15 protein-coding genes are annotated in these 14,944 nt (G+C 70.6%); 11 read left to right on the top strand and 4 right to left on the bottom strand.

The window, feature by feature from the left end; all coding sequences use genetic code 11:
- The first annotated feature begins 2 nt into the window (after positions 1 to 2).
- The 6 genes from ACEN9J_RS24335 (at position 3) to ACEN9J_RS24310 (ending at position 8,243) form a co-directional block, all read left to right on the top strand.
- Entirely contained in the window at positions 3 to 1,340 is a 1,338-nt protein-coding gene (locus tag ACEN9J_RS24335; RefSeq protein ID WP_413762280.1) for a DUF1254 domain-containing protein, read from the top strand.
- Positions 1,337 to 2,593: an alkyl sulfatase dimerization domain-containing protein gene (locus ACEN9J_RS24330; protein ID WP_413762279.1), complete on the top strand. Its 1,257-nt coding sequence runs from the start codon at positions 1,337 to 1,339 to the stop codon at positions 2,591 to 2,593. The genes ACEN9J_RS24335 and ACEN9J_RS24330 overlap by 4 nt, the downstream gene beginning before the upstream one ends.
- A 22-nt stretch (positions 2,594 to 2,615) precedes the next feature.
- Positions 2,616 to 3,599, top strand: coding sequence for a Bug family tripartite tricarboxylate transporter substrate binding protein (locus ACEN9J_RS24325; RefSeq protein WP_261211562.1), 984 nt, complete (start codon positions 2,616 to 2,618; stop codon positions 3,597 to 3,599).
- Positions 3,600 to 3,726: 127 nt separating this feature from the next.
- Positions 3,727 to 4,689 carry a helix-turn-helix domain-containing protein gene (locus ACEN9J_RS24320; protein WP_057590771.1) on the top strand — a complete coding sequence of 321 codons (963 nt, stop codon included), beginning with the start codon at positions 3,727 to 3,729 and terminating at the stop codon, positions 4,687 to 4,689.
- 72 nt (positions 4,690 to 4,761) lie between these two features.
- Positions 4,762 to 7,065 carry a primary-amine oxidase gene (gene tynA, locus ACEN9J_RS24315; protein WP_413762278.1) on the top strand — a complete coding sequence of 768 codons (2,304 nt, stop codon included), beginning with the start codon at positions 4,762 to 4,764 and terminating at the stop codon, positions 7,063 to 7,065.
- 11 nt (positions 7,066 to 7,076) lie between these two features.
- Positions 7,077 to 8,243: a serine hydrolase domain-containing protein gene (locus ACEN9J_RS24310; protein WP_413762277.1), complete on the top strand. Its 1,167-nt coding sequence runs from the start codon at positions 7,077 to 7,079 to the stop codon at positions 8,241 to 8,243.
- A gap of 3 nt (positions 8,244 to 8,246) precedes the next feature.
- Here the strand turns inward: ACEN9J_RS24310 and ruvA are convergent, their stop codons facing one another.
- The gene (ruvA, locus tag ACEN9J_RS24305) at positions 8,247 to 8,819 is read right to left on the bottom strand and encodes a Holliday junction branch migration protein RuvA (protein ID WP_261211569.1); all 573 of its coding nucleotides are present in this window, start codon (positions 8,817 to 8,819) and stop codon (positions 8,247 to 8,249) included.
- Positions 8,820 to 8,922: 103 nt separating this feature from the next.
- Here ruvA and ACEN9J_RS24300 point away from each other — a divergent pair, with 103 nt between their 5' ends.
- The 3 genes from ACEN9J_RS24300 to ACEN9J_RS24290 are packed head-to-tail and all read left to right on the top strand — an operon-like array spanning position 8,923 to position 10,944.
- Positions 8,923 to 9,876 (top strand): PhoH family protein, encoded by a 954-nt coding sequence (locus ACEN9J_RS24300; RefSeq protein WP_261211570.1) that lies wholly within the window; start codon positions 8,923 to 8,925, stop codon positions 9,874 to 9,876.
- 1 nt (position 9,877) lies between these two features.
- Positions 9,878 to 10,336 (top strand): rRNA maturation RNase YbeY, encoded by a 459-nt coding sequence (ybeY, locus tag ACEN9J_RS24295; RefSeq protein ID WP_057590767.1) that lies wholly within the window; start codon positions 9,878 to 9,880, stop codon positions 10,334 to 10,336.
- Between the two features lie 14 nt (positions 10,337 to 10,350).
- Positions 10,351 to 10,944, top strand: a complete 594-nt coding sequence (locus ACEN9J_RS24290) for a class I SAM-dependent methyltransferase (protein ID WP_413762276.1) — start codon at positions 10,351 to 10,353, stop codon at positions 10,942 to 10,944.
- An 18-nt stretch (positions 10,945 to 10,962) separates the two neighbouring features.
- Here the strand turns inward: ACEN9J_RS24290 and dtd are convergent, their stop codons facing one another.
- The gene (gene dtd / locus ACEN9J_RS24285) at positions 10,963 to 11,403 is read right to left on the bottom strand and encodes a D-aminoacyl-tRNA deacylase (protein WP_057590765.1); all 441 of its coding nucleotides are present in this window, start codon (positions 11,401 to 11,403) and stop codon (positions 10,963 to 10,965) included.
- Complete coding sequence (locus ACEN9J_RS24280; protein ID WP_413762275.1) at positions 11,400 to 12,329, bottom strand: cation diffusion facilitator family transporter; 930 nt, start codon at positions 12,327 to 12,329, stop codon at positions 11,400 to 11,402. Before ACEN9J_RS24280 ends, dtd begins: the two co-directional genes overlap by 4 nt.
- Positions 12,330 to 12,476: 147 nt before the next feature.
- Here ACEN9J_RS24280 and ACEN9J_RS24275 point away from each other — a divergent pair, with 147 nt between their 5' ends.
- Both ACEN9J_RS24275 and ACEN9J_RS24270 read left to right on the top strand, forming a co-directional pair.
- Positions 12,477 to 12,992 carry a FecR domain-containing protein gene (locus ACEN9J_RS24275; protein WP_261211573.1) on the top strand — a complete coding sequence of 172 codons (516 nt, stop codon included), beginning with the start codon at positions 12,477 to 12,479 and terminating at the stop codon, positions 12,990 to 12,992.
- Complete coding sequence (locus ACEN9J_RS24270; RefSeq protein WP_057590792.1) at positions 12,992 to 13,621, top strand: OmpA family protein; 630 nt, start codon at positions 12,992 to 12,994, stop codon at positions 13,619 to 13,621. The genes ACEN9J_RS24275 and ACEN9J_RS24270 overlap by 1 nt, the downstream gene beginning before the upstream one ends.
- A gap of 63 nt (positions 13,622 to 13,684) precedes the next feature.
- Here the strand turns inward: ACEN9J_RS24270 and tyrS are convergent, their stop codons facing one another.
- A complete protein-coding gene (tyrS, locus tag ACEN9J_RS24265) occupies positions 13,685 to 14,917 on the bottom strand; it encodes a tyrosine--tRNA ligase (RefSeq protein WP_413762274.1) in 1,233 nt (410 codons plus the stop codon).
- Positions 14,918 to 14,944: the final 27 nt, after the last annotated feature.

Raw genomic sequence — 14,944 nt, 5'->3', positions numbered from 1 at the left:
CCATGGCCGCCACGATCGATGCCGACATCGACACCCTGGCCGAGGAGGCCGTGGTCTACGCCTGGCCGCTGTACGAGATGTGCCGCATGCGCGCGGCCACCTCGCCGCAACGCTGCGAGACCGCCGGCGAGGCACCGGCGCCGCAACGCTGGTGCAACGTGTTCACCCATGCGCGCAAGCTACTGGGGCCGGGCAAGAGCCGCGTCGTGACGCCGAACAACGACACGCTCTACACCAACGCCTGGCTCGACCTCGGCGCGGGCCCGCTGGTGATCGACGTCCCCGACACCGCGGGGCGCTACTACGTGCTGGGCCTGCTCGACTTCTACACCAACCCCTTCGCCCACATCGGCCAGCGGCTCACGGGCACGGCGGCGCGTTCCTTCGTGCTCGTGCCGCCGGGCTGGCGCGGCGAGCTGCCGCCCGCCTTCGACACGCCCGGCGCGCGCATCGAGGCGCCCACGCGCTGGCTCTGGGTCATCGGCCGCATCCTGGTCGACGGGCCGCACGACCTGCCCGCGGTGCATGCGCTGCAGGACGGCTTCGTGGTGCGCACGCTGGCCGACTGGCAGGCCGGCGCGGCGCCCCGGCCCATGGCCTTCGACCCGGCCTGCGACCCGAAGGCGGCGCCGGATGCCGGGCATTTCGCGGCGCAGGTGCAGCGCGCGCTGCGCGAGAACCCGCCGCCCGCGCGCGATGCCGACCGGCTCGCGCGCTACGCCACGCTCGGCCTGCACCCCGAGGCCGGCGCGCTCGACGGCACGCAGCGCGACCTGCTGCAGGATGCGATCGCCCGCGTGCTGCCGCGGCTGCGCGCCACGGAAGCCGGCCGCGCGGCCGCCAGCGGCTGGGTGGCCATGCCGCTGGTGGAGGCCAGCTTCGGCGACGACCACCGGATGCGCGCGCTGGTCGCGCTCAAGTACATCGGCATGCTCGAGAGCCGCGAGGCCACCTACCCGCTCGCCTGGCACGACGCCGCGGGCCGCGCGCTGCACGGCAGCCACTGCTACACGCTGCGCTTCGGGCCCGGCGAGCTGCCGCCGGTCGAGGCCTTCTGGTCGCTCACCATGTACGACAGCCGCGACTGCATGCTGGTCGACAACCCGATCGACCGCTACGCCATCGGCGACCGCACGCCGGCGCTGCGCCGCGATGCCGACGGTGGCCTCACGCTGCGCATCCAGCATGCGGCGCCCGCGGACGAGGCCGCGCGTGCGAACTGGCTGCCCGCGCCCGCGGGCGCCTTCTACCTCTGCCTGCGCGCCTACGTGCCGCGCGCGGAGATGCTCGACGGCCGCCATGCGCTGCCGCCGCTGGTCCGCATCGGAGACACCGTATGAACAACACACAGGAACAAGAGAAACCCTTCCTCATCGTCGGCAGCGGCACCGAGACGGTAGCGCCGGGCCTGCACATCCTGCGCGGGCAGGGACAGTCCTTCGTGGCCGAGACCGATGTCGGCCTGGTGGTGATCGACGCCGGCCCGGGCGGCTCGGTGACGCAGGGCATGATCGACGCGGTGCGCGAACTCAGCGACGCGCCGCTGCATGCGCTGTGCTACAGCCACGGCCATGTGGGCTACAACGTCGGCGTGCCGATGTGGCTCGCCCATGCGGCGCAGCGCGGCGACGCGCCGCCGCGCGTGATCGCGCACCGCAACGTGCCGCGGCGCCTCGCGCGCTACCGCGAGACCGAGGCGCTGCAGCACCGCATGGCCGAGATCCAGTTCAACCGGCCCGCGGGCTTCTTCGCGCAGCGGCTGTCGATGCATGCGCCGACCGAGACCTTCGACGAGCGGCTGGTCATCGGTCACGGCGAGCGCGCCGTCGAGCTGCGCTGGGCGCCCTCGGAGACCGACGACGCGATCGCGCTGTGGAGCCCCGCGCAGCGCGTGCTCTACGGCGGCGCGGCGCTGATCGACTCGATCCCCAACATCGGCACGCCCTTTCGCACCTTGCGCGACACGGTGCGCTGGGCCGACACGCTCGATGCGCTGGCCGCGCTCGGCGCGCGCAAGGCGGTGCGCGAGTTCGGCGCCACGCTCGAGGGCGAGGACCAGGTGCGGCACGTGCTCACGCACACGGCGCGCGCCCTGCGCTGGCTGCGCGCCGAGGTGGTGCGGCTGATGAACGAAGGCTTCAACGAGCGCGAGCTGCTGGCGCGCATCCGCTGCCCCGACGAGCTGTTCGCGGTCGACTGGATGAAGCCCACCTACGGCGACCCGGCCTACATCGTGCGCGACATCTACCGCTCGGAGAACGGCTGGTGGGACCGCAACCCGACCAGCCTGCATCCCGAGCCGCCCGAGGCCGTCGGCCAGGCCGTGGCCGAGGCCATCACCGACAAGGCCGGCCTGATCGCGCGGGCGCGCGCGCTCGCGCGGCAAGGGCAATGGCAGCTCGCGCTGCACGTGATCGACCTGCTGGCCACCGCGCGCGGCGACGCGCCCGAGCTCGCCGAGGCGCGCGCGCTCAAGGCCGAATGGCTGCGCGAGCGCGCGCGCCAGGTGCCCAGCTACGTGTCGCGCAACCTCTACCGCGTGAGCGCCGACATGCTCGAGCAGGGCACGCAGGCGCGCTTCGGTATCCAATGACTTCCCGAGGACCCGCATACCCATGACCGCATCCCTTCTCCGCACCGGCCTGTTCCTTGCCGGCCTCGCCGGCCTGCTGGCCACGGCCGCCGCGCAGGGCGCCGAGGCCTATCCCGACAAGCCCGTCACGCTGGTCGTGCCCACGGCCGCCGCGGGCGGCACCGACACCATCGCGCGGCTGGTCGCCGACGCGCTGGGCAAGTCGCTCAAGCAGCCCTTCGTGGTCGACAACCGGCCCGGCGCCAACGGCATCCTCGGCACCGAGCAGGTGGCGCGCGCGGCGCCCGACGGCTACCGGTTGCTGTTCACCTACGCCGCCGCGATGGTGGTGAACCCCAGCCTCTACCGCAAGCTGCCCTACGACCCGGTGAAGGACTTCGCGCCGGTGGCGCAGATCGGCCGCGGCGGCAACCTGCTGCTGGTGCGCAACGACCTGCCGGTGAAGACGCTGGCCGACTTCGTCGCCTATGCCAAGGCACGCCCCGACAAGCTCAGCTACTGCTCCTGGGGCAACGGCTCGGGCGGCCACCTGGCGATGGAAAGCCTCAAGAAGCAGGCCGGCCTGGTGATCGAGCACGTGCCCTACAAGGGCAGCGGCCCCTGCGTGCAGGACCTGATGGGCGGCCAGGTCGAGGCGGCCTTCGCCGACATGTCCTCGACGGTGGAACTGGTGCGCGCCGGCCGGCTCCGGGCGCTGGCCAACAGCGGCCCCTCGCGCATCCCGATGCTGCCCGAGGTGCCGACGATGACCGAGTCCGGCTACCCGTTCACCACCTATGCCTGGTACGGCGTGCTGGCGCCCGCGAAGACGCCGCCGGCGATCGTGAAGAAGCTCAACGAGGCGGTGAACCGCGCGCTGCGGGACCCGGCCGTGGTGCAGCGCCTGCGCGAGCTCAACTTCACCGACCTGCCGCAGAACACGCCCGAGCAGTTCGCGGCGACCCTGCGCCAGGACCTGCGCGACTGGGGCGCGCTGGTCAAGGACATCGGGCTCCAGCCCGAATGAGGCGGCGGCCGGACCGAGGGTAAGCAAGATGGTCAAGCGCCCGCGCTTCTTGCAGACTGCGCGCTGATCGGCACGGTTCCTGCTCGTCGGCTCGACGACGGCCGCCGTGCCAGCGTCCGCGCCGACCATGACCGAGCTTCACTTCTCCCGCCACCTGAACGCCGAGGCCCAGGCACAGGCCTCGAGCCTGGACCACTGGGACCAGCACTACGAGCAGCTCTCGAACGGCCGCTTCGAGGGCCTGTCCGAGGACCTGCACCTGGGCTTCGTCCAGGTCTTCCACGAGCATGCGAACCAGACCCTGCTGCAGAACGGCCAGGGCCGCCCGGGCACGGTCTCGTTCGCCGTCACCGAGGTCGCGGGCAGCGGCAGCTGGTACTGCGGCCACGAGATCGAGGGCCGGCGCCTGATCGCGCTGTCGCCGCAGCGCGAGTTCGAACTGCTGGCCGGCGCCGGCATGGACCTGATGGCGGTGTGCATCGACACCGCGCCGCTGGCCGAGCTCGCGGCCACGCTGTTCGGCGCCGACTTCGAGCTGCGCCTGCCCGAGCCGGCGCCGGTGCGCCAGCCGGGCTTCGACGAGAGCGAGCTGTCGAAGCTGCTGGGCGCGGCGCTGTCGCTGGCGCGCGGCAACCTCGCGCAGCTCGAGCAGCCGGCGGCGCGCCACATGCTGTCGCTGTCGCTGGCCGACGCGGTGCTGCACTGCATCGGCTGCGACGCCTTCGAAACCCGGCTGCCGCCCGGCACGGTGGCGCGGCGCCACATCGTGGCGCTGGCGCGCGAGTACATGCGCGCCCATGCCGACGAGGCCATCAGCGTGCCCGACCTCTGCGCGGCCACCGGCGTGTCGCGCCGCGCGCTGCAGTACGCCTTCGAGGACGTGGTGCACCTGAGCCCCGTGACCTACCTGCGCGTGATGCGCCTGAACCGGGTGCGGCGCGAGCTGCAGACGCACCGGCGCGACAGCATCGGCGACGTGGCGGCGCGCTGGGGCTTCTGGCACCTGTCGCGCTTCGCGGCCGACTACAGCCGGCTGTTCGGCGAGCTGCCTTCCGCCACGCGCGCGCGCTGGCTTGCCGAATCCGGCTAACCGCCGTATGGGCCGCGCCCTTAACTTCGTCGTCGTTTCAGACAACACGCGAAGAAAAGGGAAAAGCAGGCCATGCGCAGCAGCCACCATCGAACGCCGGTCCGCGGCACCACCCGCACCCTTCTTGCCACCGCGCTCGCGCTGGCCCTCGGCCCGCTCGCGGCCGGCGGCGCCCAGGCCCATGGCGGCGCGGCCCACATGGTGCCGCTCAAGAAGACGGTCGAGGATTTCGGCGCCACCGTGCGCTTCGACAGCTTCGCCAACGTCTACACGGTGGCGCGCAACGGCACGCTGGTGCGCATCAAGCCCGGCTCGAAGACCGCGCTGATCAACGGCCAGCCGCTGCAGCTCGACGTGCCCGTGGTGCTGCGCAAGGGCGCGGCCTGGGTGCCGCACGACTTCATCAACCAGGTGTTCCAGTCCAGCCTGGACCGCACCTTCGTGGTCGAGCGCACGCCGAATCCGCTCAATCCGCTGTCGGCCGAGGAGATCCAGGCCGCGCTCGAAACGATCAAGGCCTCGGGCAACTACAAGCCCGGCCTGCGCTTCACCGAGATCACCCTGAAGCGCCCGCCCAAGGACCAGGTCTGGGCCTTCGCGCTCTCGGGCCAGCCGGTGCGCGCCGCGCGGCAGGCGAGCTTCGTCGCGCTCGACGGCAAGAAGGTGATCGAGGGCAGCATCGACCTCGCGGCACGCAGGCTGCTCGAATGGAAGCCGGTGGAAGGCGCGCACGGCATGGTGCTGCTCGACGACTTCGCCACCGTGCAGAGCGCGATCGAGGCCAGCACCGACTATGCGAAGGCGCTCGCCACGCGCGGCATCGATGACGTGAAGAAGGTGGTGGCCACGCCGCTGACCGTGGGCTACTTCGACGGCAAGGATTCGCTGCGCCAGGAGGACCGCCTGCTCAAGGTGGTGAGCTACCTCGACGTGGGCGACGGCAACTACTGGGCGCACCCGATCGAGGGCCTGGTGGCGGTGGTCGACCTCGAGCAGAAGAAGGTGCTGAAGATCGAGGACGGCGGCCTGGTGCCGGTGCCGCTCAAGCCCACGCCCTACGACGGCCGCGACCGCGCCGGCACGCCCGCGCCCAAGCCGCTGGAGATCACCGAGCCCGAGGGCAAGAACTACACCATCGCCGGCAACATGCTGCACTGGCGCAACTGGGACTTCCACCTGCGGCTCGACTCGCGCGTGGGCCTGGTGCTCTCGACCGTGACCTACAACGACAAGGGCACCAAGCGCAAGGTGATGTACGAGGGCTCGCTGGGCGGAATGATCGTGCCCTACGGCGACCCCGACACCGGCTGGTACTTCAAGGCCTACCTCGACTCGGGCGAGTACGGCATGGGCACGCTGACCTCGCCGATCGAGCCCGAGAAGGACGCGCCGCAGAACGCGGTGCTGCTCGATGCCACGCTGGCCGACTACACCGGCGCGCCCGTGAAGGTGCCGCGCGCGATCGCGGTCTTCGAGCGCTATGCCGATCCCGAGTTCAAGCACCAGGAGATGGGCAAACCCAACGTGAGTACCGAGCGGCGCGAACTGGTGGTGCGCTGGATCAGCACGGTGGGCAACTACGACTACCTGTTCGACTGGGTGTTCGCCGAGAACGGCACCATCGGCATCAACGCGGGCGCCACCGGCATCGAGGCCGTGAAGGGCGTGAAGTCGCGCACCATGCAGGACGCGACCGCCGCCGAGGACACGCGCTACGGCACGCTGCTCGACCACCACATCGTCGGCACCACGCACCAGCACATCTACAACTTCCGGCTCGACCTCGACGTGGACGGCGAGAACAACTCGCTGACCGAGGTCGACCCGGTGGTGCTGCCCAACACCCGCGGCGGCCCGCGCACCAGCACCATGCAGACGGTGCAGCGCACGGTGGCGACCGAGCGGCAGGCGGCGCAGAAGTTCGATCCCTCGACGATCCGGCTGCTGAGCAATCCGTCGAAGAGCAACAAGGTCGGCAACCCGGTCTCGTACCAGCTCATTCCCTACGCGGGCGGCACGCACCCGATCGCCAAGGGCGCCAACTTCGCGCAGGACGAGTGGATCAACCACCGCCTGAGCTTCATGGATCGCCAGCTCTGGGTGACGCGCTACGACCCCGAGGAGCAGTTCCCCGAGGGCAAGTACCCGAACCGGTCGAACAAGGACACCGGCCTGGGCCAGTTCACCGCCGACGACCAGGCGATCGTGAACACCGACAACGTGGTCTGGCTCACCACCGGCACCACGCACGTCGCGCGCGCCGAGGAGTGGCCGATCATGCCCACCGAGTGGGTGCATGCGCTGCTCAAGCCCTGGAACTTCTTCGACGAGACGCCGACGCTGGGGCTGAACCGGCCGGCGAAGCCGGCAAAGTAGGGAGCTGCCGCATGACGGACACCGAGGCCATCGGCCGGCTCGAGGACCTGATGACGCTGGCGCCCGAGCTGCAGGCGCCCACCTACCGCCACATGGACCGGCTCTATGCGACGCGCACGATCCAGCGCGGCGCGCAGGTCCATCCATTGCCCGCGGGCCCCGCGGTCGACGTGCGCTACCGCGCTGGCGACGGGCAGTTCGGCATCGACGCGTTCATGGCGCGCAACCGCACGGCAGGCCTGCTGGCGATCAAGGACGGCCAGGTGGTGCTCGAGCGCTACGCGATGGGCAACGACGCGGCCACGCGCTGGATGTCGTTCTCGGTCGCGAAGTCGATCGCCTCCACGCTCGTGGGCGCGGCGCTGCACGACGGCCTGATCGCGAGCCTGGACGAGCCGGTCGTGCGCTACGTGCCCGTGCTGGCCGGCTCGGCCTACGAGGGCGTGACGCTGCGGCAGGTGCTGCAGATGAGCTCGGGCGTGGCCTGGAACGAGGACTACCTCGACCCGGCCTCCGACCGCCGCCGCATGCTGCGCGCGCAACTCGACCAGGACGCGGGCGCGGTGCTGGCCTTCATGGCGACGCTGCCGCGCGCGGCACCGGCCGGCACGCGCTTCAACTACAGCACCGGCGAGACCTACCTGGTCGGCAGGATCCTGGCCAGCGCGCTGCGCGAGCCGATCGGCGACTACCTGTCGCGCAAGATCTGGGCGCCCTTCGGCATGGAGGCCGATGCCTACTGGCAGCTCGACGCGCCGGGCGGCCAGGCCTTCGCGGGCAGCGGCGTCAACGCGACCCTGCGCGACTTCGGCCGCTTCGGCCTGTTCATCCTCGGCGGCGGCATGGCCGGCGGACAGCGCGTGCTGCCCGAGGACTGGCTGGGCGAGGCCACGCGCGCCGACCCCGCGCAGCGGCTCGCGCCCGGCACGCTCGAGGGCTACGAGCCGATGGGATACGGCTACCAGTGGTGGACTTTCCCGAGCGGCGCGCAGGCGCTGCCCGAACTCGATGGCGGCCTGTTCGCCGCGCTCGGCATCTTCGGGCAGCAGCTCTACATCCACCCGAAGGAACGGCTCGTGGTCGCGATCCACAGCGCCTGGCCGCAACCGGTGCACGGGCCGAGCCTGGTCGAGACGCACGCGCTGCTGGGCGCGCTGGTGGCAGCGCTGCGCGCCTAGGCCTTACTTCGCCAGCGCCTTCAGCGCCAGCTTGATGCCGTCGCTCACGCTCACGTCCTTCGGCAGTGCCTTGAGCGCGGCGGCCGCTTCCTTGTCGCTGTAGCCCAGCGCCACCAGCGCCTGCAGGATGTCGGCCTGGGCATCGGAGGCCGCGTGCGCGGGCAGGCCGATGTCGGCGCCGAGCTTGCCCTTGAGCTCGAGCAGCAGGCGCTCGGCGATCTTCTTGCCGATGCCGGGCACCTTCACCAGCCGGCCGGCCTCCTGCAGGGTGACGGCCTGCGAGAGCTCGCCCACGCTCATGCCCGAGAGCACGCCCAGCGCGGTGCGCGGGCCCACGCCCGAGATCTTGATGAGCTGGCGGAAGGCCGCGCGCTCCTCGGCGCTGCCGAAGCCGTAGAGGATCTGCGCGTCCTCGCGCACGATGAAGTGCGTGAGCAGCGAGATCCTGGCGCCCACGTTGGGCAGGTTGTAGAAGGTGCTCATCGGCACGTCGACCTCGTAGCCGACGCCGTTGCAGTCGATCACGACCTGCGGCGGATTGCGTTCGGCAAGAATCCCGGTGAGTTTGCCTATCATTGGCGCCCCCCCGACGCTTGCGGCGCTTCCCGCCTTGGGTTGCATTTTCTGGAGCAGGGCCGGTCTTGCATGGGCTACCAATAAAGATGGAAATGGAAACCGCGTGATTCTGCGACACACCTTCGCCCCGCCCAACAACACGCGCCTGGGCCACCTGTGCGGCCCGCTCGACGCCCACCTGCGCCGCATCGAGGAGGCGCTCGCGGTGAAGATCGCGCACCGCCACGAGCAGTTCAAGATCGACGGCCCCAAGGTCAACGCCCAGCGCGCGATGGACGTGCTGCAGGCGCTCTACGAGATCGCCCAGCGACCGATCGACGCGGCGGTGGTACAGCTCACGCTGGCCGGCGACGGCTCGATGGACGAAGACGGCGACGGCGCGATCGCGCTCGCCACCCGGCGCGCCGACCTGCGCGCGCGCACGCCCACCCAGGCCATCTACCTCGACAACATCGCCAAGCACGACATCACCTTCGGCATCGGCCCGGCCGGCACCGGCAAGACCTACCTCGCGGTGGCCTGCGCGGTCGATGCGCTCGAGCGCAGCGCGGTGCAGCGCATCGTGCTCACGCGCCCGGCGGTCGAGGCCGGCGAACGGCTGGGCTTCCTGCCCGGCGACCTGACGCAGAAGGTCGACCCCTACCTGCGGCCGCTGTACGACGCGCTCTACGACCTGATGGGCTTCGAGAAGGTGCAGAAGGCCTTCGAGCGCAACGCGCTGGAGATCGCGCCGCTGGCCTTCATGCGCGGGCGCACGCTCAACAACGCCTTCGTGATCCTCGACGAGGCGCAGAACACCACCCCCGAGCAGATGAAGATGTTCCTCACGCGCATCGGCTTCGGCGCCAAGGCGGTGGTGACGGGCGACGTGAGCCAGATCGACCTGCCCAAGCAACAGTTGAGCGGCCTGATCGACGCCGAGCGCGTGCTGCGGCGCGTGAACGGCATCGCGATCACGCACTTCACGAGCGCCGACGTGGTGCGCCATCCGCTGGTGGCGCGCATCGTCGACGCCTACGACGGCCAGCGCAAGCGCACGGCCGCGGGCGGGCGCTGAGATGGCGCTCCACGCACTCGCCCTGTCGCTGCAGTTCGGCCGCTTCAAGGGCGTGGAACGGCACCGCGCCGCGCTGCCGCGCCACGGCGTGACGCGCTGGATCCGCCATGCGCTCGACGCCGACGCCGAGATCACGGTGCGCATCGTAGATGCCGACGAGGGCCAGCAGCTCAACCGCGAGTTCCGCGGCAAGGACTACGCGACCAACGTGCTGACCTTCGACTATGCGCAGGCGCCGCTCGTCATGGCCGACCTGGTGCTGTGCGCGCCGGTGGTGGCGCGCGAAGCGAAGGAGCAGCGCAAGACGCTGGCCGCGCACTACGCGCACCTGCTGGTGCACGGCACGCTGCATGCGCAGGGCTGGGACCACGAGACCGGCGAGGCAGACGCCGAGGCGATGGAGGCGCGCGAGATCGAGATCCTCGCGGGGCTGGGCATCCGCGATCCCTACAACCGCTGAGGGAACGCGCACCGATGACCGGCGCCGACACCGATCCGTGGCTCAGGCCCTGGCTGCCGCTGCTGGCCGAATGCGCGGGCGCCGACCCGGTGCTCGAGCTGGGCTGCGGCGACGGCCGCGACAGCGCCACGCTGGCGGCCGCGGGGCTGCGCGTGGAGGCGATCGAGTTGTCGCCACGGGCGGCGGACGCGGCGCGCGAGCGGCGCCTGGCGGGCGTGCGCGTGCACAACCAGGATTTCCGCGCGCCCTTTCCGCTGGCCGAGGGGCAGCGCATCGGCGTCGTGCTCGCGAGCCTGTCGCTGCACTACTTCGAATGGGAGCAGACGCTGGAGCTGGTCGCGCGCATCCACGCGGTGCTACGGCCCGGCGGCGTGCTGCTGTGCCGGCTCAACTCGGTCAACGACCGGCACTACGGCGGGCGCGGCCCGGGTCGCTCGGACGAGGACAACCTCTACCTCGTCGATGGCGCGCCGAAGCGCTTCTTCGAGCGCGCCACCGTGCAGCGGCTGTTCGCGCGCGGCTGGCGCATCGCGCAGCTCGAGGAGCTGACCATCGACCGCTACGAGCACCCGAAAGTGGCGTGGGAAGCGCTGCTGCGGCGCGACTGAACGAGGCCCGCGCCGCCCTCAGCTCATCTGCAGCGGAATCGTGACCGGCCCGTCGTTGAGCAGGTGCACCTGCATGTCGGCGCCGAACTCGCCCGTGGCCACCACGGGATGCGCGGCGCGCGCCTGGGCGACGAAGTAGTCATAGAGCCGGCGGCCCTCGTCGGGCGGCGCCGCGAGCGTGAAGCTCGGGCGATTGCCGCCGCTCACGTCGGCCGCGAGCGTGAACTGGCTCACCACCAGCAGGCCGCCGCCGATGTCCTGCACGCTGCGGTTCATCTTGCCGGCCGCGTCGGAAAAGATGCGCAGCTTGAGCATCTTGGCGAGCATGCGGTCGGCCGCGGCATCGGTGTCGCCGCGCTCGGCGCACAGCAGCACGAGCAGCCCGGCGCCGATCTCGCCGACGGTGCGGCCCGCGATGTCGACGCGTGCCTGCGCCACGCGCTGGAGCACTGCTTTCATGGATGGGATTCCTCGAGGGTGTCTGACGGAAGCCGGGTGGCGCGGGCTTCCATGCCCAGCGGCAGCAGCTGGATGGTCACGCGCAGGCCGGGCACGGCGTCCATCAGGGCCTGCTCGAGCGCATCGCGCAGGGCGGCGGCGCGCTCCAGGGTCCAGTCGCCGGGCACGTGCATGTGCAGGTCGGCGAAGCGGCGCTGGCCGGCGCTGCGCGTGAAGATGTCGTCGAAGCACAGCCGCCCGCCCTCGGGCACGCCGGCGGCGAAACGCTCGAGCGTGGCGCGCAGCAGTGCCTGGGTCTCGGGCTCGAGCGCCTGGTCCATCAGGCCCTGCGAGGAGCGCCAGACCAGCTTCGCGCCCTCGCGCGCGATGTTGAGCGCCACGCCGATGGCCAGGAGCGGATCGAGCCAGAGCCAGCCGGTGAAATGCACCGCGACGATGCCCACCAGCACCGCGGCCGAGGTCCAGACGTCGGCCATCAGGTGGCGCGCGTCGGCCTCCAGCGCGATCGAACGGCGGGCCTGGGCGGCGCGGAACAGCAGCCACGCGAGCCCGGCGTTCAGGCCCGAGCTGACGATCGACAGCGCGAGGCCCCAGCCGAGCTGCTCGAGCGGCTGCGGCGCCAGCAGCCGCTGCACCGAGACCCAGAAGATGGCGACGGCCGCGCCCACGATCAGGATGCCCTCGAAGCCCGAGGAGAAGTACTCGGCCTTGTGGTGGCCATAGGGATGGCCCTCGTCGGCCGGGCGCTCCGCGATCGTCACCATGGCCAGCGCGAAGGTGGCGCTCGCCAGGTTGACGAAGGACTCCATCGCGTCCGAGATCAAGCCCATCGAATGGGTGATGTAGCCCGCGAGGCTCTTGAGCACGATCGTGACCAGCGCCACCGCGATGGAGGCCCGCAACAAGGTCTTGGGTGTGAGATTCATGCGAACGCGCAGGGTGATGACGGCGACAGGCGACAGGAAAAACGGTAAAAGGCCGCAGTTAGCCGCCGAATTATCATGTTCGTGTCCAGGTGTAACGCCTTCGCATTAATAATTGTGTCCGCCCCGAAACAGTTCGCGGAAAACCCGATGATGCACAAGAAATTCCTCCTGCCCCTGCTGGGCTGCGCGCTGCTCGGCGCCGCGGCGATTTCGCAGGCGCAGACCGCCCCGTCCACGCCCGCGGCCCCCGCCGCCGCTCCCGCCACGGCGGCCCCCGAGCGCCAGGCCGGCTTCGTGAAGTCGGTGCGCGGCGACGTCAAGCTGCTGAGCGCCGCCGCCGCCGCGCGCAATGCCGTGCCCGGCGACGCCCTGGCCTCGGTCGACCGGATCGTGACCGGCCCCGACTCCTCGGCCGCGGTCGTGCTGCGCGACGACACCACGCTGGTGGTCGGCCCCTCCTCGCGGCTCGACCTCAAGCAGTTCCACTTCGATGCCACCACCCATGAAGGCGGGCTGCTCGTCTCGCTGCTGCGCGGCTCGATGCGCATGATCACCGGCCTGATCGGCAAGACCAACCCCGACGCGGTGCGCGTCGAGACGCAGACGGCGACCATCGGCATCCGCGGCACCGACTTCATCGTCCAGACCGACGGCCAGCCATGATGCGTTCCGGTTCCAGCCCCCTCTTTTTCTCCCGCCTGCGCTTCCTCGGCGCCGCGTTGCTGGTTGCGCTGCTCGCGGCCTGTTCCTCGCCCGCCACCCGCGTGGTGCTGCTGCCGCAGGCCGACGGCACCGCCTCGGCGGTGGTGGTGCGCGCCAAGGACGGCGAGGAGGTGCTCTCGCGGCCCTACCAGCGCGCCACGGCCAAGCAGGGCGCCTCGGGCGCGCCGGTGGTCGACGCCGCCGATCCGGCCAAGGTCCAGGCCGAGAACAAGCCGCTGTTCGAGATGCGCCCGCCGCCGTCGCAGCGCTACACCGTGTACTTCGAGCTCGGCACCATCACGCTGACGACCGCCTCGCAGAAGATCATGGAAGAGGCGCTGGCGGCCGCCCAGGCGCGCCCCGGCGGCGACATCGTCGTGGTCGGCCACACCGACACCAAGGGCACGCTGCAGAACAACGACGCGCTCTCGCTGCGCCGCGCGCAGGAAGTGGCCCAGCTCTTCATCGAGCGCCGCTTCCCGGCCAACCGCATCGAGGCCGCAGGCCGCGGCGAACGCGAACTGGCGGTGCCGACGGCCGACGAGGTCGACGAGCCGCGCAACCGGCGCGTGACGATCGAAGTGCGCTGAGGCACGCCCCTCGAGCAAAAAAGGCCGGGATCGACCCGGCCTTTTTCTTTGGGAGCGCCCGGCTCAGGACAAGGTCACGCGCGCGAACTTGCGCTTGCCGACCTGCACCACGTAGCTGCCGGCCGGCAGCTTGAGACCCTTGTCGCTGACCACCGCGCCATCGATGCGCACGCCGCCGCCATCGATCAGGCGGTTGCCCTCGCCGGACGACGCCGCGAGGTTGGCTTGCTTGAGCAGTTGGCCGATGCCCAGCGGAGCGCCCGCCAGCGCCACTTCGGCGATCTCGTCGGGCACGCCGCCCTTGCTGCGGTTGATGAAGTCCTGCTCGGCCGTGTCGGCCGCCGCCGGGCTGTGGAAGCGCGCCGTGATCTCCTTGGCGAGCGCGACCTTGGCGTCCTTCGGGTTGCGCCCGGCCTCGATCTCGGCCTTGAGCGCGGCGATCTCCTCGAGCGAACGGAAGCTCAGCAGCGTGTACCAGCGCCACATCAGGTCGTCGGAGATCGACAGCACCTTGGCGTACATGGTGTTGGCGTCTTCGCTGATGCCGATGTAGTTGTTCTTGCTCTTGGACATCTTCTCGACGCCATCGAGCCCTTCCAGCAGCGGCATAGTGAGTATGCACTGCGGTTCCTGGCCGTATTCCTGCTGCAGGTGCCGGCCCACGAGCAGGTTGAACTTCTGGTCGGTGCCGCCGAGCTCGAGGTCGCTCTTGAGCGCCACCGAGTCGTAGCCCTGCATCAGCGGGTAGAGGAACTCGTGCACCGAGATCGACTGGCCGGCCTTGAAGCGCTTGTTGAAGTCGTCGCGCTCCATCATGCGGGCCACCGTGTACTTGGCGGCCAGCTGGATCATGCCGCGCGCGCCCAGCGGGTCGCTCCACTCGGAGTTGTAGCGGATCTCGGTCTTCTCGGGATCGAGCACCAGGCTGGCCTGCTTGTAGTAGGTCTGGGCGTTGGCCTCGATCTGCTCGCGCGTGAGCGGCGGGCGCGTGCTGTTGCGGCCCGAGGGGTCGCCGATGGTGGTGGTGAAGTCGCCGATCAGGAAGATCACGCGGTGCCCCAGGTCCTGGAGCTGGCGCATCTTGTTGAGCACCACCGTGTGGCCGATGTGGATGTCGGGCGCCGTCGGATCCAGGCCCAGCTTGATGCGCAGCGGCGTTCCGGTGGCTTCGGAGCGCTGCAGCTTGCGCACCCACTCGTCCTGGGGGAGCAGCTCGTCAGTCCCGCGGAGGGAAATTTCGAGCGCGCGTCCTACACTATTTGAAAGGGCCACGGATGTAACAGATTCGGCGTTCATGGGCTTTTTTTGGCTGACTTTTGGAGT

The sequence above is a fragment of the Variovorax sp. Varisp41 genome, from assembly GCF_047325085.1.
Lineage (GTDB): Bacteria > Pseudomonadota > Gammaproteobacteria > Burkholderiales > Burkholderiaceae_C > Variovorax.
The sequence above is the reverse complement of the archived record's forward strand: the minus strand, read 5'-3'. Positions and strand labels throughout refer to the sequence as shown.